Raw genomic sequence first — 24,259 nt, forward strand, 5'->3', positions numbered from 1 at the left:
CTTTGAGCTTGTACTAGTGGCAAGCAAGCGCGCGCGTCAATTGGCACGTCAAGGCATTGAGCCGACTGTAGAGTGGGATAACGACAAGCCTACAGTTGTTGCGCTGCGTGAAATTGCTGAAGGCCATGTGTCTAAAGAGATTTTAAAACAGCGTGATCAGGACTACCAAGCTTCCAGCCTGGATCTTGCGCTTTCTGCAAATAACTTGAATTTAGACGGCTTTTCTTTCCAGTAAGCTTAGCCGCCAGAAAAAGCCTAGTTTAAAACTAGGCTTTTTTTATTGCCCGGCTTTTATATTTAAGCCAGAACAGTTATAAAGTAAGTCTAAAAATGGTTTTTCTTTCCAATTTTTTCAGTTTTTTTAAGCGAAAAAATTGACAAGCTATGCGATATGCATTTCATTAAAGGACTAGCTATTTCATTTGCAAAACTCAGCAGTAAAAGGTGTTCTATCTATGCCAGGCCCAGAGGTCAGTCAAGCCAAGCAGCAGCTCAAAATGATTATCGGCGCTTATCTTTCAGAGAGCGAGGCCGATCGCGTGCTCGAAGCTTGCGGCTATGCCGATGCGGCGCATGACGGCGTCACCCGCAAAAGCGGAGAACCCTATATCCTGCATCCAATTGCGGTCAGCTGCATTCTGGCGCATATGCGCCTGGACGCCGAAACACTGATGGCTGCGCTGCTGCATGATGTGATTGAAGACACTGATTTCAACAAAGATGATATCGCCGGAAAATTCGGCAAAACCGTAGCCGAACTGGTGGACGGCGTCACCAAGCTGAGCCACTCCAGCGACAAGGAATACAACAAGGCCGCCTCCTTCCGCAAAATCCTGCAGGCCACCCTGCAGGATCCGCGGGTGATTATCATCAAGCTGGCCGACCGCTATCACAACATGACCACTCTGGATGCTTTGCGCCCGGACAAGCGCGCCCGCATCGCCAAAGAAACCTTTGAAATTTTTGTGCCGATGGCGCGCCTGGTCGGCATGAATGAAATGGCTGACAACCTTGAGCATCTGTGCTATCAAAATCTTGACCTGGACATGTACAACAACGTTCAGGATGCCCTGCTGCAGACCAAGCCCAAACGCTGCGAATATCAGACCAAATGGGAAAACAATCTGGCCGCCCTGCTGCAGGAGCACCGCATTGCCGGCCGGATTAAAAAGAAAAACAACAATATTGAACTGCTCCGGCACTTTGTGAAAAACGATATTGACCTGCAGGAACTGACCCACAGCCACGCTTTTGAAATCATTCTGCAAAGCATTGCCGACTGCGACCGGCTGGCGGACATTCTGCGCAGCAGCTTTCAAGTGCTGCATTATGAAGACCACATCCGCCGGCCGCTGCCGGGCGGCAACCAATCCTTAATGATGCGCCTGAAAGGCGAAGAAACCACGCTGTCGCTGACCATCCAGACTGAACTGATGCGCAAGGCCGCCCGCTTTGGCGTGGTGCTGGGCGAAAATGCGCCGCAGGCCTGCCGCTCCGCCATTCAGGCCTCCATGCAGAATCTGAATGTGCTGGTTGACGGCGAATGCGCCAAAACCACCTTCAATGAGCTGCTGGATTACCTGCATCAGGAAAAAATCTGGGTCTATACTCCGCACGGCCACCTGCACGAACTGCCGCAGGGCGCAACCGCTGTGGACTTTGCCTATTCCGCCAGCCTGTTCCTCGGCAACCATGCCGTCGGCGCAAAAATCAACGGCGAAACCAAGCCGCTGTCCACCCCGCTGCAAAGCGGGCAGGTCATCGAAATCATTACCGATGTCTTAGCCACGCCGAATCCGGACTGGCTCAGCTTCATCAACACCCAGAAAGCCCGGCGCGCGCTGCAGAACATCCTGCGCGATCAGGACATTGACGAGCAGCGCCTGGTGGGCCAGCAGGCGCTGAACAGGGCGCTGAAGCTGTTCAACCGCTCGGTGAAAGACCTGACCGCTGCCGACTGGGAAAATCTGCTGGAATGGCGCCATCTGGAGAGCCCGGACCGCCTGTATGAGCAGATTGCCGTCGGCGATTTGCTGCCTCAGCTGGTAGCCAACCACCTATTCGCGCAGGATGCGCCGCAGCAGCCGGCGGATTCTGACCGCCTGATTCAAGGCACGGAAGGCATTGACGTCAAGTATGCGCACTGCTGCAATCCTGTGCTGGGCGACCAGATTCAGGGCCATTTATCGCGGCGCGGCTTGATCGTGCACCGCACCCGTTGCCGCAACCTGCTGCATGAGCAGCACCTGCATCCTGAAAATATCATGCCGCTGCTGTGGAGCCCGGAAGATATTGACGATATCAGCTTCAGCGCCTATCTCAGCATCAACATCCATATGAATGACGAGCAGATTTCTGAGCTGATTTACCAGTGCCGCAAGGAAAAGGTCGGCGTGGAATCAGTGCGCGCGTACGAGGACAAAACCTATGTCAATATTGTGGTGCATGACCGCAAGCAGATTGCCGAGGTTATCCGCAACCTGCGCATGCATTTCGGCTTTCCGCGCGTCACCCGCCTTGCGCAGCCCCTGAACGCTGCCGAAACCCCTATAGCCAGTTGATTATTCCGATTAAGCAGGCGCAACGCCTGCCGATCGGTTATGATATCTGAAGAGAATATAAGGAGAAATCAATGTCCCGCCAAGTCATCCATACTGAAAATGCGCCCGCTGCGATCGGCACGTATTCCCAGGCCATCCTCGCTGGCAATACCCTGTATCTTTCGGGCCAAATTGGCTTAGACCCGTACAGCATGGAACTGGTGGAAGGCATTGAAGCGCAGATCCGGCGTGTTTTTGATAATTTAAAAGCGGTCTGCGAAGCGGCCGGCGGCACCCTGGCGGACATCGCCAAGCTGAATATTTTCCTGACCGACCTTTCGCACTTCCAGCTGGTCAACCAGATTATGGGCGAATACTTTGCGCAGCCTTATCCTGCCCGCGCTGCGCTGGGCGTCGCCAGCCTGCCTAAAGGCGCGCTGGTCGAAATGGACGGCATCGTCATTATTAATCAATAAGTTAGACAATAAATAAAGTTTTAACTTTATTTTTCAACTATAAATTATGAACCGCCCTTGCGCAGAAATCCGAGCAACACTCGAATTTCCGCTCAGGCGGTGTTTTTTTATTCAAAATCTCAATCACGCTGATGGCTTTTTAAAATGATTTTTATTGACAAACGATAACAATTATCAATAATATTACTTATCGTATTTAATCATTGTGGCTGTATATCCATGTACGTTTGCCTGTGCCGCGGTATTACCGATCAAGACATTAAAGATGCTGTTGCCAATGGCGCGGAGAGCTACCGCGAAGTGCGCGACATGCTTGACCTAGGCACCTGCTGCGGGCGCTGCGCGCCGGAAGCGCGGGCAATCATCAGCGATGAAATTTCTCAAACCGCCGCGCGCCTGGCGGTCGCAGCCTAACCGCATAATCATAATGATAAATCCGATGATCTGATGATCACTCCCTCTTTCCCGCTCCAACAGTTTTTTATTTTCCCGCCCTCTTGCAGCGCTATAAGCGCCTTGTAAAGCTATGGTTTTGATTGCGATTTTCATTTGCTGTTCAATAAATTACTCGCCATCGGCACTGATCTTGTTTAAGATTATTCCAATACAGTTTTGATTGCCTTAAGCTTTTAAGGCAAAGTGTCTGATGGAGCAAGTCAATGAAAGGCAATCGCGATGTAATCAATCAGTTAAATCAGGTGCTTTATCATCATTTAACTGCAATTAACCAGTATTTCCTGCATTCGCGCATGTTTAATGACTGGGGCATTGAGCAGCTGGGTTCAGCGGAATACAAGGAATCAATCCGCCAAATGAAGCATGCGGATAAAATCATTGAGCGCATTTTATTTTTAGAGGGCCTGCCGAACCTGCAGCATTTGGGCAAGCTGTATATTGGCCAGCACACGCTTGAGGTTCTGAATTGCGATGTGCGCAAAGTCAAAGAAAACATAGACGCTATTCAAAAAGCTGTGGCTTTGGCTGAACAGACGCTGGATTATGTGACCCGCGATTTAGTTCAGGAAATTTTAGAAAAAGAAGAAGAATATTTGGACTGGACTACAACTCAACTAGATTTAGCTGAGACTGTGGGGATTGAGAATTATATTCAGAGCCGGATTTAAGCCATTCAGCCATATAAAAACGCCAGATAACTGGCGTTTTTTGATTTGACTAAATCTAAGGCTTTTGATGCAGATTGGCTTCTGAAGAAACCTAATGATCGAGAGGTGCAAAGACTGCCATTCCACACCAAAAGCTAACCATAAAATTCAGCGCCTATTTAGTCTCTGTATATATAAATGGCGAAATTTGATCGAGAATTACTTTTGAAAATTGAAAAAATTCAAACGTATGCTATGCGCAGTGACAAAACGGATTCAAATTTTGCCACTATGATTCATTTCTGTGCGAGTACAATTAACTCACATTAATTTTCCCCAATACCGCCAGTTTTCTGCATATCAGCGACAACTTGTCGGCAAATAGCGAATATCTATGCCTGTAGCATCTTGTTTTGGCCGACATTTCCATGTTCGAATTTCCTTATTCGCCCCAACAACAAAATCTGTTGCAATTGTAGGTGCAACTGCTGCCGCATCACTATAAGGCACAAGCTCTAAATTTTTTTTAGTTCCAAGATGGGGGATATTTTGGGTTTGAATACTAATCACGCCATTTTTATCTGCACTTAAAGCAGCAACTTTATGTGAAGATGCATGACAAGAAAACACAACTCCTGTTGTTGGTACTGTAGAAAACCCTGTTTGTGATGCTTCTGTAATTGAGTTTTTACACACCGCCATTGCTAAAATAACTTCAGATATATTGGCTCGAATAGTATAACTAAAATAAGTAGGTAGAGCCACCGCACTTAAAATTCCAATAATAGCAACAACAATTAACAACTCAATAAGTGTAAATCCTTTCATGAATTGTTCCTTTATACTCCATGCTTACAAGCATAAAAGCAAAAGTCATGCCAAGAAAATTAATGTTAAAAATCAACACAATAAAAAAATTCAAAGCTATCCACACCACCTATTGTTAATTTAGTTATTGCCATGGGCGTAAATTGACAATTTTTATCACTTTACCTTGCTGTTTATTTACTAAAACCACCATATCCATAGCACTAGCCTTCAAAGGCAGCCATGCTGTAGCTTCAGGATATTTTTTCAAAACTTGCTCAACTGCAATAGCTGTATTGTAGTGATTTAAATCTTCCAATTCTTTTGATTTGGTTTGAATATCAAATTTTGCCTGAGAAAAAGGGCGATAATATTTAGGCTGTTGAGCGGGGCTAATATTAGATTGAACTTCCTCCAACATCATACTAATTTGTTCTTTTGCCGTTTTTGGCTGAGTGTCTACAAAAATATATTGGGGTATAAAAAGAGAGACTGGATAATCCTGACTTTCTTCAACAATTTCATTAGCCCGAACAAGCTCGAAGCGATCTGCTGTATAGGCTATCCAAACAGGACGACCTTGATGCATAGCATACCCCCCATACAGCAAGGCACTTAACTGAATAATTGCAATGACTAGCAAATCCATTTTCAAGGTTTTCTTATATTTTTTATAGACAATGAACGTCAGCATTGGCCCTAATACTACATCCACACCTAACATAATAAGAAATAATGCACTCACTCCCGTGGCTTGGGCTAATGAACTAGGATAGAGTACAAAAAAAACTACAATAAAACAGAAAAATGCCAAAACACAGCTAATGAGTAAATGTAGGCTCGCTGCTTTAAATTTGTCTTTAAAACCAAGAGTCATAGTAAAAATACCTATAAAAAACATAAAAAAAACAGCCCGAAGACTGTTTTTATAGCAAATGAACGATTAACGGCAAGATGCTGGGACGTATTTTTTATCGCCATCATAAGTACATAACCAAGTTTTAATTGGTTTATTTGTACCTGTTACATAGTCTGCAGCAGTCATTGCTGTTGTCCCTGCAGCATCAGCATATGGCGTTAAAGTAATTTTTTTACCATCTGGGTCATTAGCTTTAATATTTCGAGCTTCAACCGAAATAGCACCAGCAGCAGTCGTTGTTAACTCTTTTACGTACTTGCTCTCGATAGGTGTTCCTGTCCCTCCCGCTGCGATAGCTTCCCCACAACCCCAACCGTTAATAGCAACAGCAGCTTTTAAACCTGAATCAGCAGCTTCAGAGATCGTATTTTTACATGTAGTAGCAGCCAAAACCACTTCAGACATTTTTGCACGAGCCGTATAGTCTTGGTAAGCAGGAAGTGCTACTGCAGCTAAAATACCGATAATCGCAACAACGATCATTAATTCAATAAGAGTAAAACCCTTTTGAGCGTTCATAACATTCTCCACAAATGTTTATATTTAATTATTAAGCTTAAAAAAGCATGTTAGCTTGTTTTATAAAAAGCACTATTCATGCCAAGAATGATTATAAGTAAATTATCAAAAAAAACAGCACTTTAAAAAAATATTTTTATTTTTATAGCTTTTTTGTTGTTTTATGTGTGCAAAAGTGACGATTAGTGTCACTATTTTTCCAATATTTACACTCATTCTGACATAATCGGCGCGTTAGACAGCTCATTTTTCTGATCCGGAACTGCATGCTGGTAGAAATCAGCCAGCGCTTTTCCAATTTCAAACACCCCCTGCACCATCGCCTGCCGATACTGCTGCTGCTTCATCTGTTCAATCATAATTAAACAGATGCTGTCCCAAACCTGCGGCTGCGTGGCTTGCTTGATGCCCCGGTCAATGACAATTTCAACCTTGCGCTCGCATAGGTTCAAATACAGCAGCACGCCGCTGTTCAATTCAGTATCCCAGACACCCAGTTCCGCAAACAGCTGCTCCGCACGCCCCCGCACATCCTGATAATAGGCCTGATGCGCAGGAATATGGCCTTCTATCACCACCTGAATTTCGCCAATATGGCCCTGTTCCGCCTGCTCGACAGCATGCGCTATGGCATGCTGATCCTGCTTATTGAAATAGCGCTTGGCTGCCGGCATATGCATGAAGTGCCTGAACCAGCGCTTGAAGCTGGGCCGGCTCACTGCTGCAGTTTTCGGCTGCGTGACAATCGCTGTTGTTTCTGATTTTGTTACCATGAGCCTGATGCGCCTCCTCCGCCAAATCCGCCGCCTCCGCCGCGGTATCCTCCTCCGCCAAATCCGCCTCCCGAACCGCCACCTCGGCCTCCGCCAGATAAGACCGCCTGAAAAATGAGTTGCGCGAGCGCCGTAATTAATAAAAAGAAGATCCCGCCGCCGATCAGCAGGCTGGTGAGCAGGCCGGCGCCATTAACCAATCCAGCAGCGGTGCCGGCAGCCGCTGCGGCGGCTGCGCTCAAGCGCCTGCCGACAATATATGAGCCGACAATCCCTGCAATCAGGATAAGCAGCGCTGCAGTGAATGTTTTTTCTTTGGCCTGCTGCTCCTGCAGCGCCTGCTCCTGGCGCTGCTTCAGCTCCTGCGCTGCTTGAGTAGCCACTTCAGGATCCATATTCAGGATTTTTTCAATTTCATCCAGCCCGGACTGAATACCTTGCGCATACTGATTCTGCTTAAAATACGGCGTGATCTGATTGCGGATGATCCGGCTGAGCACAATATCCGGCAGCACGCCTTCCAGGCCGTAACCGGATAAAATCTGCATGCGGCGGTCATTGACCGCAACCGCCATCAGCAGGCCATTGTCCCGCTTGGCCGAGCCCAGCTGCCACTGCTCGGCAGCCCGCATGGCAAAGCCGAAGATATCTTCCTGCCCTGTCGTTGGGACAATAATGATGCCCACCTGCGCTTTGCCGGAGTCATGCAGCTGCAGAATTTTCCGGCTGACCGCCTGCTTTTCCGCAGCCGACAGCAAATTGTCCTGATCAATAACCGGCTCATTCAGCGTCGGCAAAGCGCGGATGGACTCCCCGTCTGCCATATCGCCGGCGGTGTCAGGCGGTGAATTGCCCGCAGCTGGATTGGCTGGCAGAGGCTCCGCAGTTTTATTTTGCTGCGCCTGAATGATTTTCCCAGCCACGGCAGTTTCAGCTGCCTCATCCGCGGCCGCAGTTTCACTCCAGACAGCCATGCTTAGGCTCAGCAGGCAGGCTGCAAAGATAAATTGCAGCCCCATTGCCCTGTTGCGCAGCTTCAATCCATCAAGCATCAGCATTCCTCATGATGGGATCAATCAGTCAAATGAAACCTTCGGCGCATTCTGCGCGCCCGGTTCGGCGCTGAAGTTCGGCTTGGTGTCCATGCCAATCACTTTCGCCGTCATCACCTGCGGGAACTGGCGCGCGTAGGAATTAAAGTCCTGAACTGTAGCGATATAACGGTTGCGCGCGACCGCAATCCGGTTCTCGGTGCCTTCCAGCTGCACCTGCAGATCCTTAAACTGCTCATTGGCTTTTAAATCCGGATAATTTTCAGAAACAGCAATCAGACGCGATAAAGCGCTGCTCATCTGCGCCTGCGCTTCCTGATATTTCTGGAATAGGGCCGGATCTTCCAGCACCTGCTTATCGACCTTCAAGCCGGCAACATTGGCGCGGGCCTGCGTCACTTCCGTCAGCACCTGCTCCTCATGCTTAGCATATCCTTTCACGACATTGACTAAGTTCGGCACCAAATCAGCGCGGCGCTGATACTGGTTCTGCACCTCAGACCAAGCCGCCGTCACCGCTTCATCTTTGACTTGCAGCGTGTTGTAGCCGCAGCCGCTCAATGTCAGCGCGCCAGCCAATGCAATGGCCAATGCACTGTTTTTTATCAGGTTCATCTGCCTGTTCCTCGAATATTTATTTGTATTTGTTTGAGTATTCCTCCATTCTAGCGCTATTTCCTGCAGATGCTGTTTCTTTTTTTTAATGGCTTTTCATTGGATTAGCCCCAAATGCTCAGCTTCAGCTGCCTGGCGCAGGCCCCAGCTCCTGCTGAAAGCTTTCAAGCTGATAATCCTCCGCCAGCCGTTCTTTCCAGTACTGCACAATTTTGCCGTAATCAATTTCAGCCGGGTGAAATCCATTTTTATAATAGGCCAGATATTCAGGCATCAGCTGAATCAGCATCTTTGCCAGAAAATAACCGCCAAAAAGATTGCCGCCGATTTTCGGCAGGCTGTTGCGCCTATCCTGCATGAATAGTCTGGCAGCCGAATACAGCGCGAGGCTGGCAAAGCCGGTGGTAACGCGGCGCATCATCCGCCGGCGGATCTGATCATCGCCATACACCGCCTGATAGACATCAAATGCGACCGCGCGGTGCTCAATTTCTTCAATCGCGTGCCAGATCCAGAGCTTGGCCGCCTCATGATCCTGGGCGCGCAGCGCATCCGGATGGCGCAGGATATAGCCGCCCAGCAGCGCGGTGAAATGCTCAAAGGCGCAGGTAATGGCCAGCTGAATTTCAGGAGGCAGGCTTTTCACATAGCGGTCTTTGCGCGCCAGCCATGCCTGAAAGCGGTCTAAATTGTAGTCACCGCGCCGCCAAGCCGCATTAAATTCTGCATGCGCTTTGGAATGCATGGCTTCCTGGCCGATAAAGGCCGCGATTTGCGCCTGCAGTTTTTCATCTTTCACCTGAGCGCGCACGTTGCGCACGCTGTGCACAAAAAACTGCTCGCCGATAGGAAAGGTGGAGGATAATGCAGTAAAAAAATGCGACAGCAGCGGCGAATCCGCAAAATAATGACGCCGGATCGCCTTGGGGTTGAACTGCAGCCGGCGCACGCTGATGCCGATAGCGCCGGGACGTTTGAGATATGCTTTTTCTGCCGCCGCGTCAGTCATCTGCGTATTCCTGAATTAAAATACAGATGCTCAGTATGCGGCTGGGTTCCGGCTTAGGATATGGCGGAAGCGCTTGCCGGATTAGCGGAAAAGCTCAAAAAAAACTCCATTAAAAAAACCCGCCGAAGCGGGTTTTTAGTTAAGGCTTGAAATCCAGATCAGAGATCCAAATAATCCAGAATACCCTCAGCCGCCTGACGGCCTTCCCAAATGGCCGTCACCACCAAATCAGAACCGCGCACCATATCGCCGCCGGCAAAGATTTTCGGGTTTGAAGTCTGGAACTTGAATTCCTGCTGTTCAGCAGCCACAACGCGGCCCGAACCATCCAGGCCAATATTTGCGCCTGCAAACCAGTCTGCTGGACTGGTGCGGAAACCGAAGGCCAGAAGCACCGCATCCGCCGGCAGAATTTCTTCTGAACCCGGAATCGGCTCCGGGCTGCGGCGGCCGCGGCTGTCTGGCTCGCTCAATTGCGTGGTGACAAATTTAACCCCGGTCACCTTGCCGTTTTCACCGACAATTTCGATTGGCTGGCGGTTAAAGAGGAAATTCACCCCTTCTTCATAGGCATTTTTTACTTCACGCGCAGAACCCGGCATATTGTTCTGATCACGGCGGTATGCGCAAGTCACTTCCCGCGCGCCCTGGCGCAATGAAGTGCGGTTGCAGTCCATCGCGGTATCGCCGCCGCCGAGAACAACAACTTTTTTGCCATCGACACTGATGTATTCGCTTGGGTCTTTCTCCCAGCCTTGGCAGCGGTTGACGTTGGCGATTAAGAAGTCCAAAGCGTCATAGACGCCGTCCAGATCTTCACCCGGGAAACCGCCTTTCATGTAGGTGTAGGTGCCCATCCCCATGAACACGGCATCGTATTCCGCCAGCAATTGCTCGATGGTGACATCTGCGCCGATTTCAGTATTCAAGCGGAATTCAATGCCCATGCCGGTGAAAATTTCACGGCGGCGCTTCATCACGTCTTTTTCCATTTTAAATTCAGGAATGCCGAAGGTCAGCAGGCCGCCAATTTCAGGGCGCTTGTCAAATACCACCGGCTTAACCCCGTTGCGCACCAGAATATCCGCACAGCCCAGGCCGGCCGGGCCGGCGCCGATAATTGCAACCTTTTTATCGGTCCATTTCACCGCAGACATATCCGGACGCCAGCCCAAAGCAAAGGCGGTGTCGTTGATGTATTTTTCCGCATTGCCAATGGTCACTGCGCCAAAGCCGTCATTCAGGGTGCAGGCGCCTTCACATAAGCGGTCCTGCGGGCAAACGCGGCCGCAGACTTCCGGCAGGGTATTGGTTTGATGGCAAAGTTCCGCAGCCTGGAAAATGCGGCCTTCAGCAATCAGTTTCAGCCAGTTCGGAATATAGTTATGCACCGGGCATTTCCATTCACAGTACGGGTTGCCGCAGCCCAAACAGCGGTGGGTCTGATTGGCAGCGATTTCCGCTGTAAATGGCTTGTAGATTTCCACAAACTCTGCTTTGCGGACAGTAATATCTTTTTTCTCTGGATCTTGGCGTGCTACATCCAGGAATTGAAAGTCATTGTTTAGGCGTTCTGCCATGTCTCTCTCCGTGGGTAGGCGCAGGCATTTTCTGCTCTGCCCGCGCCTGCCTATGTTTCTGCAGTAGTGGAATTATTGTGGATCAGCTTGAGTTGTTTTCAGCAAAGTCTGCAAATTGGCAGCCTTCGGCTTCACCAGCCAGAACTTGCGGCCGTAGAAATCAAACTCATGGCGGATCTTATACGCCCAAGCACTACCTGTTTCTTTAATATGCTCATCCAAGATGCGGCACAGGAACTCTTTGTGTTCTTCCATCGCTTCTGTAGAAATCCGGTTCAGCTCGATCAGTTCATGGTTGTAATGATCTACAAAGTCATTATCCAAATCAAGAACATAAGCAAAACCGCCGGTCATGCCCGCGCCGAAGTTGTGGCCCACTTTACCAAGAACGGTCACAATGCCGCCAGTCATATATTCACAGCAGTGGTCGCCTGCGCCTTCAATCACCGCAAATGCGCCGGAGTTGCGCACCGCAAAGCGCTCGCCCGCCGTGCCGGCAGCGAATAATTTGCCGCCGGTTGCGCCATACAGGCAGGTATTGCCGATGATTGCGGTATTCTGCGTCTGGAAAGGCGAACCTTTAGGCGGGAAGATTGAGATGCGGCCGCCAGCCATGCCTTTGCCGACATAGTCGTTGGCATCGCCTTCCAGGCTGATATGCAGGCCGCCCGCGTTCCATACGCCCAGCGACTGGCCGGCAGTGCCGTTCAAGTTCACTTTAACCGGATGCGCTTCCATGCTCAGGTTGCCGTAACGCTTGGCAATTTCACCGGAAATGCGCGCGCCGATAGAACGGTCGCAGTTGCCGATCTTAAAGCTGTATTCACCGCTGGCGCCCGCTTCAATCGCAGGCAGCATTTCCGCCACCATCTGCTCAGCCAGCAGGCCTTTATCGAAAGGCGCATTGCCTTGAACCTGGCAGTACTGCGCTTTGCCGTCCGCCGCAGGATGCGATTCCAGCAGCGCGCTGAGATCCAGATGCGCATGCTTTTCAGTTTCGCCCGGCAGAACCTCCAGCAAATCGGTGCGGCCAATCAGGTCTTTCAGGCTGGATACGCCCAATGCTGCCAGCCATTCACGGGTTTCTTCCGCAATAAAGTGGAAGAAGTTGATCAGCATTTCCGGCTCGCCGATGTAATGCTCCTGGCGCAAATGATCCTGCTGCGTCGCAACACCGGTCGCGCAGTTGTTCAAATGGCAGATACGCAGGTATTTGCAGCCCAATGCGATCATTGGCGTGGAGCCGAAGCCGAAGCTTTCCGCGCCCAGAATGGCCGCTTTCACCACATCCAGGCCGGTTTTCAAGCCGCCGTCGGTCTGCACGCGCACTTTGCCGCGCAGGTCATTCACGCGCAGCGCCTGATGCGCTTCAGACAGGCCCAGCTCCCAAGGCGAACCGGCATGGTGAATGGAGGAAAGCGGAGAAGCCGCTGTGCCGCCATCATAGCCGGAAATGGTAATGAAGTCAGCGTAGGCTTTCGCCACACCGGCCGCAATCGTGCCGACACCCGGTTCTGAAACCAGCTTAACCGACACCATCGCCTGCGGGTTGACCTGCTTCAGGTCAAAAATCAGCTGCGATAAATCTTCAATCGAATAGATGTCATGATGCGGCGGCGGCGAAATCAGGGTGACGCCCGGCACCGAGTAGCGCAAGCGCGCAATTAAGCCATTCACTTTGCCGCCCGGCAGCTGGCCGCCTTCGCCCGGTTTGGCGCCCTGCGCCACTTTAATCTGCAGCACTTCTGCTGAGGTTAAATATGCAGGGGTCACGCCAAAACGGCCCGATGCAATCTGCTTGATTTTCGAGTTGCGGATGGTGCCGTAACGCGCCGGATCTTCACCGCCCTCGCCGGAGTTTGAGCGCCCGCCAATCGTGTTCATCGCAATCGCAATCGCTTCATGCGCCTCAGGCGACAATGCGCCCAAAGACATGCCGGCGGAGTCAAAGCGCGGCAGGATTTCCTCAACCGACTCAACCTGCTCCAGGTCGATTGAATTATCAGTTTTCAGCTTGAATAAATCGCGGATCGTCGCGATTGGGCGGTTATTCACCAATTCCGCATATTCTTTAAAGTCCGCATAATTGCCGGAGCGCACCGCCTTATGCAGCGAGTTGATCACATCCGGGTTAAATGCATGGTATTCCTTGCCGAAGACGAATTTCAGCAGGCCGCCCTGATCGATCGGCTTGCGGTTTTTCCACGCCAGATCGGCCAGTTTTTTCAGGTCATTTTCAAGGTCAGCAAAAGTTGCGCCCTTAATGCGGCTTGGCACGCCGGTAAAGCATTTGCCCACCACTTCATCGGACAGGCCCACCGCTTCAAACAGCTGGCCGCCGCGGTAAGACGCAACCGTGGAAATACCCATCTTGGAAAGCACTTTCAGCAGGCCTTTTTCAATGCCTTTGCGGAAGTTGGCTTGCGCATGGACTGGATCGCCCAGCAGTTCGCCTTTGGCAATCAAGTCATTGATCACGTCATAAGCCAGGTACGGGTAAATCGCGGTGGCGCCAAAGCCCAGAATCACAGCAAATTGATGCGCATCGCGCGCCAAGCCGGTTTCCACAATAATGTTGGCATCGGTGCGCAGGCCGGCATTAATCAAATGATGGTGCACTGCGCCAGTCGCCATCAAGGCATTGGCCGGCAGATAGCCTTCGCGGATTTTCCTGTCCGACAGCACCAGCAGGGTTTTGCCGCTGCGGATGGCTTGCGCCGCTTCTTCACAGATGCGCACGATGGCTGCTTCCAGGCCTTCAGCTTCAGCATAGTTCAGGTCAATATCGGCAATCTCATAGCCTTTGCGGCCGATGGTGCGGATCTGATGCATCTTGGAATTGGACAGCACTGGGCTAGAAACAATCAGGCGGTCCGCATGTTCCGGGCTTTGCTCAAAGACATTCTGCTCGCGGCCGAAACAGGTTTCCAAAGACATCACAATCGATTCACGCAATGGGTCGATCGGCGGGTTGGTGACCTGCGCAAACTGCTGGCGGAAGTAATCCGACACATGGCGCACTTGGCGCGACAGCACCGCCATCGGGGTATCATCGCCCATGGAGCCGACGGCTTCCTGGCCGCTTTCCGCGATTGGGCGCAGTAGCTGATCGCGCTCTTCAAACGTCACCAGGAACATTTTCTGCGCCGCTTTCAGGTCATCGCCTTTCAGACCCTGATCGCACAAGTATTCCTCAAGCTCAGGGCTGCCCTGAACGCGCACTGAATTTTCACGCAGCCATTCACGGTAAGGGCGCATGCGCTTCAGATGATTGCTGACATCATTGGTGTCCAGCATCTTGCCGGTAAAGGTGTCAATCACCAGAATCTGGCCCGGGCCGACACGGCCTTTGGACACTACATCTTCAGGCTCATAGCCCCATACGCCAATTTCTGACGCCAGGGTAATGTAGCCGTTCTTGGTGATGACCCAGCGCGCTGGACGCAGGCCGTTGCGGTCAAGCATGCAGATCGCGTGGCGGCCATCCTGAATTACCAAGCCGGCAGGGCCATCCCAGGCTTCCATATGCTTCGAGTTGAATTCATAGAATGCGCGCAAGTCGGCATCCAGCGTTTCTACGTTCTGCCAAGCTGGCGGCACCAGCATGCGCAGCGCGCGGAACAGATCCATGCCGCCGCCCACCAGCAGTTCCAGCATATTGTCTAAGCTGGATGAGTCTGAACCGGTGCGGTTGACAATCGGATTCAGCTCAGTAATGCCCGGCAGCAACGGGGTTTCAAATTTCGGCGTGCGCGCCATCGCCCAGTTGCGGTTGGCTGTAATGGTATTGATTTCGCCATTGTGCGCAAGATAGCGGAACGGCTGCGCCAAAGGCCAGCGCGGCAGCGTATTGGTTGAGAAGCGCTGATGGAACACCACAATATGCGACGCCAAGCGCTCATCGGCCAAGTCAGTATAGAAGTCTGCAATATATGCAGGCATCATCAGACCCTTGTAGCTGATTACAGTTGAGCACAGCGTGGTGACATAGAAGTACGGGTCAGCGCTCAGCTGCTGTTCCGCGCGGCGGCGCGCCATGACCAGCTTGCGGTTGAACTCCGCCTCGGTCACGCCCATCGGGCAATTGACAATAATCTGCTCAAATGCAGGCAGCGACTGCATTGCGATAGAACCCAAGGCGCCATTATTGGTCGGCACAACGCGCCAGCCAAGGACTTTGCAGCCTTCAGATTCAATTTCCCTGCTTAAAATTTGTTTTGAGTGCGCTGCAAGAGCCGGATCCAGATTAAGGAAAACAGTCCCGACAGCAAAGACTTCACTTAGCGTAATGTCGCTGATTTTCTTAGCTTCTTCGCGGAAAAACTGCTTCGGCATAGCCAAAAGCAGGCCGCATCCGTCCCCGGTCTTGCCGTCAGCGGCAATGCCGCCGCGGTGCGTCATACAGCTTAAGCTGTGAATGGCGGTCTTGAGGAGGTCATGGCTTGCATCACCCTGCATATGGGCGATCAGGCCGAAACCACAGTTGTCTTTAAACTCATCCGGTTGGTATAAACCTTGAGCGGGAGCTGCAGTATTAGGCGATGGCATGTGCATAGCGTACCCTTCTTTTTTACACTGCTCTTTCGAGCCACTAACAATCTAATTTCTTCTTTGCGATTTAGCCTTAATCCGCTCACATGAATTGTTATGCTGAGCAAAATTATTTCTTCTTCACGCACTTAAGATAAACTGAATTTATCATTTATGCATGAACATCGGGACATAATTTGCTGATTCATCAGTTCAGGTCAGTAGGTCAGCTCGACTGCTTCGCACACTCATCGAATCATTTTCGCGCCAAAATAGGGAGAGCAATTCAATTCACGCACCAATAAAGCAAATAACATGCCAACTTGATGCAAGATAGATTAAGACAGCTGATTTAAAACAGGTTTAATGTAATGAACCGTGAAATATGTTTTATTTTTAGCCATTATTGCACTACAAAAGCGCATTTTTATATTTTAAGCATCAGCAGATGCGCTATTTTAGAACCCGTCAATTAAACGGGTCTGCAACTTCCTGCTGCACAGGCGCTTTAGGATGCTCTGCAGAACTCTGCGAGCGCTGCACATTCACCACATTGCCGTCCGCATCACGCTGCGTCACGGTGGTGGTGGTTGTCGCGGCTTTTGGCTCAGCAGCCTTCTGCTGCGCTTTGGCCTTAACCTGAGCCTGCAGCGCCGCCGCTTGCGCCTCATCTATTTTAGGCAATGGCGCTGTTTTCAATTTCACTTCATGCAGCTGGCTGCTTGCGCTCAGCTCATCTGTACCCAAATCATTGACTAAAGGCTGATACTTCCCGATTTCAGCCGCAGCGGGCTTTACTGAGGCCGGCAAGCCCAGCTTTAAGTCCGTCAGCGCGCTTTCTGCACCGGCGGCATTGCGGTAGATCCCGTAAAGCAGCACATACTGCTCAGGGTGGCCCTCGCCCGATAAACGCAAATAGGTAAAGCCCTTGCGCTCCGGCTGCTTTTTCAGGAAGTTTTTCAGAATGGCTTCATCCGTTACCCGGAACAGCTCAATAGCGTAAGCATTTTTCTGCTCATTGACAAACTTGGTGCCGCGGAATTCCGCTTCATGCTGGGCCGCCGTCACCACCCGCGTGGTCATCTCCAGCGGCTTAACTTCATCAAATAACGCACCAAGATGGTTCATTGCTGCCACTTTTTCAGGCTGAATCTGCAGCTCAACTTCCGTTTCAGCCTTTTTTTCCACTTCAACCAGCTCATCCGTATCGGTGATAGCCCAGAACACCAGCGCAAAAAACAGGCAGGCGCCGCCGAACGCAAGCCAAATATAATTCTGCATCCGCTGCCAATGTGTACGCAAAGCCACTGTCTGTTCCTTCTAAATTACTGCTGATTCGCCAGAATTGCCTGCTTCATCAATTCCGCATCAAATTCCCGGGTAATTGCCGCCTGGCCCAGCTGCTTCAGCAGCACCAGGCGCAGCTGGCCATTCAGCACTTTTTTATCGTGCGACATATATGCCAAAAATTGATCCAGCGGAATTTTAGGGCATATTACCGGCAATTGGCCGCGCAGAATGATTTTTTTTGTACGCTCAAAATCCTCCGCGGAGATCCAGCCCATGCGGCGCGATAAATCCGCAGCCATGACCATGCCGACCGCAACCGCTTCGCCGTGCAGCCATGCGCCGTAGCCTAAATAGGATTCAACCGCATGGCCAAAGGTATGGCCTAAATTCAGCAATGCGCGCTCGCCCTGCTCTTTTTCATCATTTGCCACAATCCGCGCCTTATGCGCGCATGAACGGTAAACCGCTTCCGCCAGAAGCTCCGGGTCACGGGCAACTAGGCCGTCTATATTCTCTTCAAGCCAGGCCAGAAATTCAATATCGCCTAACAGCGCATATTTAATGACCTCTGCCAAGCCTGCTGACAATTCGCGCTCCGGCAGCGTCTTCAGCTGCGCCATATCCGCCAGAACCGCCTGAGGCTGCTGAAAAGCGCCGATCATGTTTTTGCCCAAAGGATGGTTGATCCCGGTCTTGCCGCCCACGCTGGAATCGACCTGAGACAGCAACGTTGTAGGTACTTGAATAAAATACACGCCGCGCTGGAAGCATGCCGATGCAAAACCGGCCATATCGCCAATCACGCCGCCGCCTAAAGCTAAAACCGTACAGTCGCGGTTAAACCCCGCTTCCAGCAGCGCATCAAAGATTAAATTCAGATGCGCTATATCTTTATACTTTTCGCCGTCAGGCAGAACGCAAACCGAAACTGCCTTACCCAATGCCCGCACCGCGCCTTCATAATGCGCCAAATACAGCGGCGCAACCGTTGCATTGGTCACAATCATCACTTGCTTGCCGTGAATATAAGGCGCTAAAAGCGCCTGCGGATCAAGGCCGCTGCCAATGAAAATAGGATAACGGCGTTCACCGAGTTCAACATGTAAGGTTTGCATGAGTTTAACCCGCTTGTTCACTTAGGTTGATTTTGAGCGATAATTAAATTGAGGATCTTCTGCGCCAAATCGCGGGCAGCCCCCTGATTGGTTTCAATAACATAATCCGCGACTTCCCGGTAAAGCGGATCGCGGATTTTCAAAAGGTCTTTCAGCTTTTTTTCCGGATTTTCAACTTGAAGTAACGGGCGGTTTTTATCGCGGCAGGTGCGCTGCAGCTGTATTTCGACCGGAGTATAAAGATAAACAACAATGCCCCGCTGTTTTAAGAACGCCCGGTTAGGGGCTTGAGTCACTGCGCCGCCGCCAGTCGCTATCACCATCCGCGTCCGCGCAGTCAGCTCATCAATCACAACCGTTTCCCGGCTGCGGAATCCCTGCTCGCCTTCTTTTTCAAAAATCCACGGAATTGTTGCGCCAGTCTTGCGCTCAATTTCATGGTCGCTGTCAACAAAATCACGGCCCAGCAATTCCGCCAAGTGCCGCCCAACTGTTGTTTTTCCAGCCCCCATCGGCCCCACCAAATAAATATTGGGCAGGGCTTCAAACTCTTTGCTTGGCAAGGAGTCACCTATTTATTCTGTTAAATTCAAAATATATTAATGATTTCCAGAAGCACTGTCATTAACAATTCGCGGTGTAACAAAAATCAGCAGCTCCCGCTTATTATCCAATTTGTAATCTTTACGGAATAAGCGCCCCAAGTAAGGTATATCACCTAAGAAAGGCACTTTAGTCTGCTTATTCTGTGTTTCCTGCTCAAAAATCCCACCAAGAACTACAGTTTCTCCATTATTAACTAAAATATTTGTGTTGATTTTATTCTTATTAAAATAAAATTCACCCTGAGCTGTCACTCCTGCAATACTGTCACTTGAGATATCAAGATTCATTTGCACTTTGCCTTCTGGAGTTATACTTGGCGTGACATCCAGACTCAATACAACATCTTTAAACTCTGTTTTCGAAACTGCATTCGCGCCACCGCCTTCAGATGATTGATAAGGAACCTGAAAACCCGACTCTACTTTAGCTTTCTGCTTATCTGCAGTTAATACTTTCGGAGTCGAAATCACCTCACCATAGCCATCTGCCTGCAAAGCGGAAAGCTCCAGGTCCAGCATAAAGTCTGATAGGCTGATTAAACCAAAGGCTATCTTACTAGCACCAGGGGAAATAACTCCTAAATCAACATTAAGATTACTTGGCCGTTCGATTGTATATTTTCCATCATCATCAGGAGTTCTTAAATTCCAAAGAGTTGTATCACTGCCGCCAACCAGCAGGCTATTATTATTGGTGACCCCTTGTGACAATATTCCCCATTTCACCCCCATTTCTTTGGTGAAATCCGTGCTTGCCCGCACAATCCGCGCCTCCACCATAACCTGCTTTACTGAAACATCCAGCAGGTCAATCATTTTGCGGACTTTATCAATATTCTGCGCAGTATCATTGATAATTAAAGTATTGGTGCGCACATCCGCAACAGCGCTGCCCCGCGAACTCAATAAGCTTTCCAGCGCAAGCGAATCTGAATTCGCAGTCCGGTTTGACGCAGCCCCTTTACTGTCCCGGGAATCTTCCAGCAGCTTTAAAACATCCGCCGCTTTGGCATAGCTTAATTCAATATACTCCGTTTGTATCGGAGCCAGCTTAATGCTTTGCGCAATTGCTTTGGCTTCTTCATCTTCAGCTTTGATCAGTTCAGCAACCGGCGCGATCCAAATCACGCTGCCATTGCGGCGCTTATCCAGATTTTTGGTCTTCAGCACAATGTCCAAGGCCTGATCCCAAGGCACATCCTTTAAGCGCAGGGTAATATTGCCCTGCACGGAGTCGGCTGCTACCATATTGATTTCGGTAAAATCCGCCAGCAGCTGCAGCACGCGGCGCACTTCAATATCCTGAAAATCTAAAGAAATCTTTTTACCCGTATAGTTATTGGATGCTTTCGGGCGCAGCGGGTTTTTATCTTCCGGACGCTTCAGGCTGACCGTCAGCTTATTATCGGTCTGATATGCCATATATTCATAGCTGCCGGAAGACTGAACCGTAATGACGCCATTGCTGCCGTCATTCTGCGCATCAATGGTGGAAACCGGCGTAGCAAAGTCATTGACATTCAGGCGGCGGGCTAAATGCGCCGGCACCTTATTACCTAAAGTGCGGATCACGATTTTGCTGCCCTGCTGCTGCACATCAACAGGGGTATTTCCGCCCAGCAAGTCCACAACAATCTGGCCTTCGCCATTTGAACCGCGCTGAAAGCCGATATTGGAAATTCCTTGCGCCTGTCTTTGCACTGCAGGCTGCGCAGCTTCAGCAGCTGAAGCGGCATTAATTTTCAGGATAAAAGTATTGCCCTCAACGCGGGTTGTAAATGCGCCGGCATCAGCTAAATTGACCGTTAAGCGCGAACGCTGCGCATCTGACGCAACTTCAACGGAGCTGGCTTCATTTGTCGCAACAGGGATTGAGCTTTGCTTGATGCTCTGCTGCGCTTTATCGAAATCCAAAATTAAGCGGGACGGCTGCTCCAGCTGATACGCCTGCGGCTGCGGCGGCAGGCCATTAAACATCACCCGGATTTCAGTACCCTGGCCAGGGATCTGCATCGGCACGATGCCTGTCATGCTGACCTGAGCGCTGGCCGCCTGCATAACAGCCATGGCGACCGCACCCATTGCAAACTGACGAAACACTGGATTCATTGTATTGCCATCCCCAAAAATAAAATCTTTCACACTATTTCTCATTTTTATTCCTTTAAGCTTAAGGTGCCGGTCCAATCAATATAAGGCTTCTAGGACGCTCAACATAGCCTTCCCGCCCATCTGGAATAATCTCAACCACATCAATTTGCGTCGGTGTAATTTTTACAATCCGGCCGTGATTGAGCCCCATATAGCTGCCGAGCTGAACCCGTTCAATCTGCCCATCCGGCGTCTGGATCAGCGCCAGAACATTGCCGGCCTGACTGCGCAGGCTGCCTTTCATATTCAAGCTTTCAAGCGCATAGCTTTCCAGCGGCTGAAGCTGGCGGCTGAGATTCGGATAAACGCGCTTGCCCGCCATGATTTTCAGTTCCGTCGCCAAGGAGTTTGGCAGGAATGGGCTTTTCAGCTGCTGCGCTGCATAAATAAATGTTTCTGCCGGGACAAAATCCGGCGCAGGCTCAATCGGGATTGGCTGCTGGTTGCGGATATTCGCCATTTCCTGATTCACGGCATCAATGCGCGATTCACAGCCCGCCAAAGCCAGCCCAAGCATCACAAACATAGAAATTTTTTGCATTTTCATCAGTTTGCTCCTCCTGCCGGGGCAGCTGCTGTGGCCTGATCTCCTGACGCTGCCGGCGCTGCGCCATCGGAATTTTCAGCATTTCCGACATAGCGGTAGGTTTTCGCCTTCAGGCTGTAGTCAACTTTAGGAATATCGGTTTTTTTCTCTTGGTTTTCTGATGCGGTGATTTCAAAGTCGTGCAAAGTCACAATACGCGACAATCCAGCAATGCCGCTGACAAAAGCGCCAAAGGAATGATAATCGCCTGTTGCCTCAATCGCGATCGGCTGCTCAATAAAGAATTCCTGCTTCACTTCATTTTCCAGGCGGATATTCTTAAATTTCAGGCCTGAATTCACGCCTGTTACGTTAATATCTTCCACCAGTCCTGGAATTTCAGTCTCCTTAGGCAATTGCTCCAGCTGCTGATTGAAGCGGGCTTCCATCTCCTGCAGCTGCATCTGGTACTGCTGCAGATTGCGGAGCTTTGAGTCTTTTTCCCTGAATTCATTTAATAAATTCTGTTCCTGCGCATTGGCGTTGGAAATCGAATCCATCGCGCCCTTAATGACTGCAAAGTAGCCCAGCAGCAGCACCAGAAGAACGATGAAAATCCAGCAGGTGAATTTAACCGACAAAGGCCAGCTGCCGTAATTGTTGGTATCTAAAGTATTGAACTGCTGCAGGAATTTATCCAAAGTCATTTTTTTCTTTGGCAGCGCTGCGGCTTCTTTATTTAAGCCTTCAAATTCGTCGTAACTCATTTCGCCGCCTCCGCTGCAGAAGTTGCTGTTTTTTCTGCTGGAGCAGCAGCCTTAGCGTCCGCTTGGCCTGTTAATTCCGGCTCAGCAATCGCGTCTAAATCCGCTGTAACAACAAAAACGCCATAGCCCTCTTCAACCCGCGGAACCACCGAGCTTGGCGCCTGATCCTTTTTCTCTTCCGCCACCAGGAATGAATTCATGAATGCATTGCGGTACCAAGGCGATGCCTCAAGACTGCGTAGCAGCTCGGCAACGGTATTCGGACTCTCAGCCTTGCCTTCCAGCGTAAATTTATCGCCTAAACGGCTGAATTTAGTGATGTACATATTGCTTGGCGTGACGCGGACCAGCTCATCAAGCAGATGTACGGCAACAGGGCGCTGGCCCTGCAGGCCCTGAATCAGCTTCATGCGTTCTATAATCGCATTGCGCTGCTCCTGCAGGCCTTCCAATGATTTCAGCTGCACATCCAAATTCTGATTGGTGCTGACGATCAGCTGATTGGCCTGTTCCTGATCTTGCAGCTTGTTGTCAAAAAACAGCCAGGTTAAGCCGACCCCGAGAACCCCGATAAAAAAAGCCCCGATGCAGATTGCGATGAATTCTTTTTTCCGTTTCTCCCTCAGCTCATCACGCCAAGGGAGCAGGTTAATTTTTGCCATTAATCAAAACTCCTCAATGCCAAGCCGCAAGCCGCCAAGAGCGATGAAGCGTCATTTTCAATTTTTTTAATATCAATTTGAGGTGAAAAACCCATCTGCAGAAATGGATTGGCAATAGTGACGCGGTATCCGAGCTTCTGCTGCAGCAGCTTGGCCAGGCCGGGAATATTGGCATTGCCGCCCGCCAGCAGAATATGATCAATTTCATTGAATTGGGATGATGAAAAGAAGAACTGCAGCGAACGGGCAGCCTGCTGCACCACCGCTTCCAGAAAGGGCTCAAGCACTTCAATATCATAGTCGTCCGGCAGGGCGCGGCTTTTTTTCGCGCGCCCGGCTTCCTCAAAAGACAGGCCGTAGCGGTTCTGAATTTCCTGGGTCAGCTGCTTGCCGCCAAAAACCTGCTCGCGGGTATAAATCACTTTATTGTTCTGCATGACGGAAAGCGTGGTCATGCTGTGGCCGATGTCCAGAATGCCGACCGTTTTCACCCCCATCGGCAAGGTGTCTGAAAACACCTTGAAGGCATTTTCTAAAGCGAAGCTTTCCACATCCGCAATTTTAGGGGTCAGGCCAGCCAATTCCAGCACTTCTGCGCGCGCTTCGACATTTTCAATGCGCGTAGCAACCAGCAGGACATTGACGCGGCCGGGATTGGATAAGCGGTCTGGAAGAACTTCAAAATCCAGGCTCGCCTCGTCCAGCGGGAAAGGAATATACTGCTCAGCATCCATGCGGATCTGGACTTCACGCTCATCGCTGGTCATATCTGCATCCATTTCAATGACTTTAGTAATCACCATTGAAGTAGGCACAGCAAGCGCGGCGTTTGAAGTCTGCGTGTTGGCTAAGTTAATCGCGCGCTCAAGCGAATCGCCGACTGCTTCAGGATTTAATATGTTTTTTTCAACAACGCTTCCTTCCGGCAAAGGCACCAAAGCATAGCTTTCGACCCAATACCGCCCGCTTTTTACAGAAAGTTCCAAAACTTTAACAGAAGTTGAACTGATGTCTACTCCCATTAACCCCTTATTTGGCTTACGATGGAAACTGAACACTATATAATTCCTATTATTTTTTTATCCCCAATAAAATTAACCCACTAATCAGAGCCGGTCTATAATTTTGTGCAGATACAATATCTGATAACAATCTGCACGTCTTAAGGATATACTGACCGCTAATTAGTTTGCCATTAGCTCTTATTAAAACTTACTTGT

At 50.1% G+C, this 24,259-nt stretch carries 22 protein-coding genes; 5 read left to right on the forward strand and 17 right to left on the reverse strand.

Annotated features, from left to right (window positions below):
• The 5 genes from rpoZ to bfr form a co-directional block, all read left to right on the forward strand.
• The coding region (gene rpoZ, locus RSA72_RS06560) for a DNA-directed RNA polymerase subunit omega (protein ID WP_332621450.1) at window positions 1–235 on the forward strand (235 nt) is incomplete at its 5' end.
• Between the two features lie 220 nt (window positions 236–455).
• Window positions 456–2,561 carry a RelA/SpoT family protein gene (locus RSA72_RS06565; protein ID WP_332621448.1) on the forward strand — a complete coding sequence of 702 codons (2,106 nt, stop codon included), beginning with the start codon at window positions 456–458 and terminating at the stop codon, window positions 2,559–2,561.
• A gap of 71 nt (window positions 2,562–2,632) precedes the next feature.
• The gene (locus RSA72_RS06570; protein WP_332621446.1) at window positions 2,633–3,016 is read left to right on the forward strand and encodes a RidA family protein; all 384 of its coding nucleotides are present in this window, start codon (window positions 2,633–2,635) and stop codon (window positions 3,014–3,016) included.
• A gap of 219 nt (window positions 3,017–3,235) precedes the next feature.
• The gene (locus RSA72_RS06575) at window positions 3,236–3,430 is read left to right on the forward strand and encodes a bacterioferritin-associated ferredoxin (protein WP_332621444.1); all 195 of its coding nucleotides are present in this window, start codon (window positions 3,236–3,238) and stop codon (window positions 3,428–3,430) included.
• 245 nt (window positions 3,431–3,675) lie between these two features.
• Window positions 3,676–4,140: a heteropolymeric bacterioferritin subunit Bfr gene (bfr, locus tag RSA72_RS06580; RefSeq protein ID WP_068912868.1), complete on the forward strand. Its 465-nt coding sequence runs from the start codon at window positions 3,676–3,678 to the stop codon at window positions 4,138–4,140.
• Between the two features lie 339 nt (window positions 4,141–4,479).
• On the opposite strand, the gene RSA72_RS06585 is transcribed toward bfr, so the two are convergent.
• From RSA72_RS06585 to RSA72_RS06665, 17 genes are all read right to left on the reverse strand, one after another.
• Window positions 4,480–4,947: a pilin gene (locus tag RSA72_RS06585; protein WP_332621440.1), complete on the reverse strand. Its 468-nt coding sequence runs from the start codon at window positions 4,945–4,947 to the stop codon at window positions 4,480–4,482.
• A 124-nt stretch (window positions 4,948–5,071) separates the two neighbouring features.
• On the reverse strand, window positions 5,072–5,803 hold the full coding sequence (gene tfpZ / locus RSA72_RS06590) for a TfpX/TfpZ family type IV pilin accessory protein (protein ID WP_332621436.1): 732 nt from the start codon (window positions 5,801–5,803) through the stop codon (window positions 5,072–5,074).
• A gap of 66 nt (window positions 5,804–5,869) precedes the next feature.
• Window positions 5,870–6,364 carry a pilin gene (locus tag RSA72_RS06595; RefSeq protein WP_332621435.1) on the reverse strand — a complete coding sequence of 165 codons (495 nt, stop codon included), beginning with the start codon at window positions 6,362–6,364 and terminating at the stop codon, window positions 5,870–5,872.
• A gap of 212 nt (window positions 6,365–6,576) precedes the next feature.
• Window positions 6,577–7,137: a TPM domain-containing protein gene (locus RSA72_RS06600; RefSeq protein ID WP_332621434.1), complete on the reverse strand. Its 561-nt coding sequence runs from the start codon at window positions 7,135–7,137 to the stop codon at window positions 6,577–6,579.
• The gene (locus RSA72_RS06605) at window positions 7,131–8,189 is read right to left on the reverse strand and encodes a TPM domain-containing protein (protein WP_443098287.1); all 1,059 of its coding nucleotides are present in this window, start codon (window positions 8,187–8,189) and stop codon (window positions 7,131–7,133) included. Before RSA72_RS06605 ends, RSA72_RS06600 begins: the two co-directional genes overlap by 7 nt.
• Window positions 8,190–8,213: 24 nt before the next feature.
• Window positions 8,214–8,804, reverse strand: a complete 591-nt coding sequence (locus RSA72_RS06610; protein WP_332621432.1) for a LemA family protein — start codon at window positions 8,802–8,804, stop codon at window positions 8,214–8,216.
• Between the two features lie 124 nt (window positions 8,805–8,928).
• Window positions 8,929–9,813: a metal-dependent hydrolase gene (locus RSA72_RS06615; RefSeq protein WP_332621431.1), complete on the reverse strand. Its 885-nt coding sequence runs from the start codon at window positions 9,811–9,813 to the stop codon at window positions 8,929–8,931.
• 158 nt (window positions 9,814–9,971) lie between these two features.
• Complete coding sequence (locus RSA72_RS06620; protein ID WP_332621430.1) at window positions 9,972–11,393, reverse strand: FAD-dependent oxidoreductase; 1,422 nt, start codon at window positions 11,391–11,393, stop codon at window positions 9,972–9,974.
• 72 nt (window positions 11,394–11,465) lie between these two features.
• On the reverse strand, window positions 11,466–15,941 hold the full coding sequence (gene gltB, locus RSA72_RS06625; RefSeq protein ID WP_332632896.1) for a glutamate synthase large subunit: 4,476 nt from the start codon (window positions 15,939–15,941) through the stop codon (window positions 11,466–11,468).
• A gap of 450 nt (window positions 15,942–16,391) precedes the next feature.
• Window positions 16,392–17,204: a hypothetical protein gene (locus tag RSA72_RS06630; RefSeq protein WP_332621461.1), complete on the reverse strand. Its 813-nt coding sequence runs from the start codon at window positions 17,202–17,204 to the stop codon at window positions 16,392–16,394.
• 44 nt (window positions 17,205–17,248) lie between these two features.
• A complete protein-coding gene (aroB, locus tag RSA72_RS06635; protein WP_332621426.1) occupies window positions 17,249–18,328 on the reverse strand; it encodes a 3-dehydroquinate synthase in 1,080 nt (359 codons plus the stop codon).
• 17 nt (window positions 18,329–18,345) lie between these two features.
• Window positions 18,346–18,891 (reverse strand): shikimate kinase AroK, encoded by a 546-nt coding sequence (gene aroK / locus RSA72_RS06640; RefSeq protein ID WP_332621425.1) that lies wholly within the window; start codon window positions 18,889–18,891, stop codon window positions 18,346–18,348.
• Window positions 18,892–18,927: 36 nt separating this feature from the next.
• On the reverse strand, window positions 18,928–21,042 hold the full coding sequence (gene pilQ, locus RSA72_RS06645; RefSeq protein ID WP_443098288.1) for a type IV pilus secretin PilQ: 2,115 nt from the start codon (window positions 21,040–21,042) through the stop codon (window positions 18,928–18,930).
• Between the two features lie 61 nt (window positions 21,043–21,103).
• Complete coding sequence (locus tag RSA72_RS06650) at window positions 21,104–21,631, reverse strand: pilus assembly protein PilP (RefSeq protein ID WP_332621423.1); 528 nt, start codon at window positions 21,629–21,631, stop codon at window positions 21,104–21,106.
• The gene (locus tag RSA72_RS06655; protein ID WP_332621422.1) at window positions 21,631–22,377 is read right to left on the reverse strand and encodes a type 4a pilus biogenesis protein PilO; all 747 of its coding nucleotides are present in this window, start codon (window positions 22,375–22,377) and stop codon (window positions 21,631–21,633) included. The genes RSA72_RS06650 and RSA72_RS06655 overlap by 1 nt, the downstream gene beginning before the upstream one ends.
• Window positions 22,374–23,039: a PilN domain-containing protein gene (locus RSA72_RS06660; protein ID WP_332621421.1), complete on the reverse strand. Its 666-nt coding sequence runs from the start codon at window positions 23,037–23,039 to the stop codon at window positions 22,374–22,376. Before RSA72_RS06660 ends, RSA72_RS06655 begins: the two co-directional genes overlap by 4 nt.
• A complete protein-coding gene (locus RSA72_RS06665; RefSeq protein ID WP_443098324.1) occupies window positions 23,039–24,061 on the reverse strand; it encodes a pilus assembly protein PilM in 1,023 nt (340 codons plus the stop codon). The genes RSA72_RS06660 and RSA72_RS06665 overlap by 1 nt, the downstream gene beginning before the upstream one ends.
• Between the last annotated feature and the right edge of the window lie 198 nt (window positions 24,062–24,259).

The organism is Acinetobacter sp., from assembly GCF_036659555.1.
Lineage (GTDB): Bacteria > Pseudomonadota > Gammaproteobacteria > Pseudomonadales > Moraxellaceae > Acinetobacter.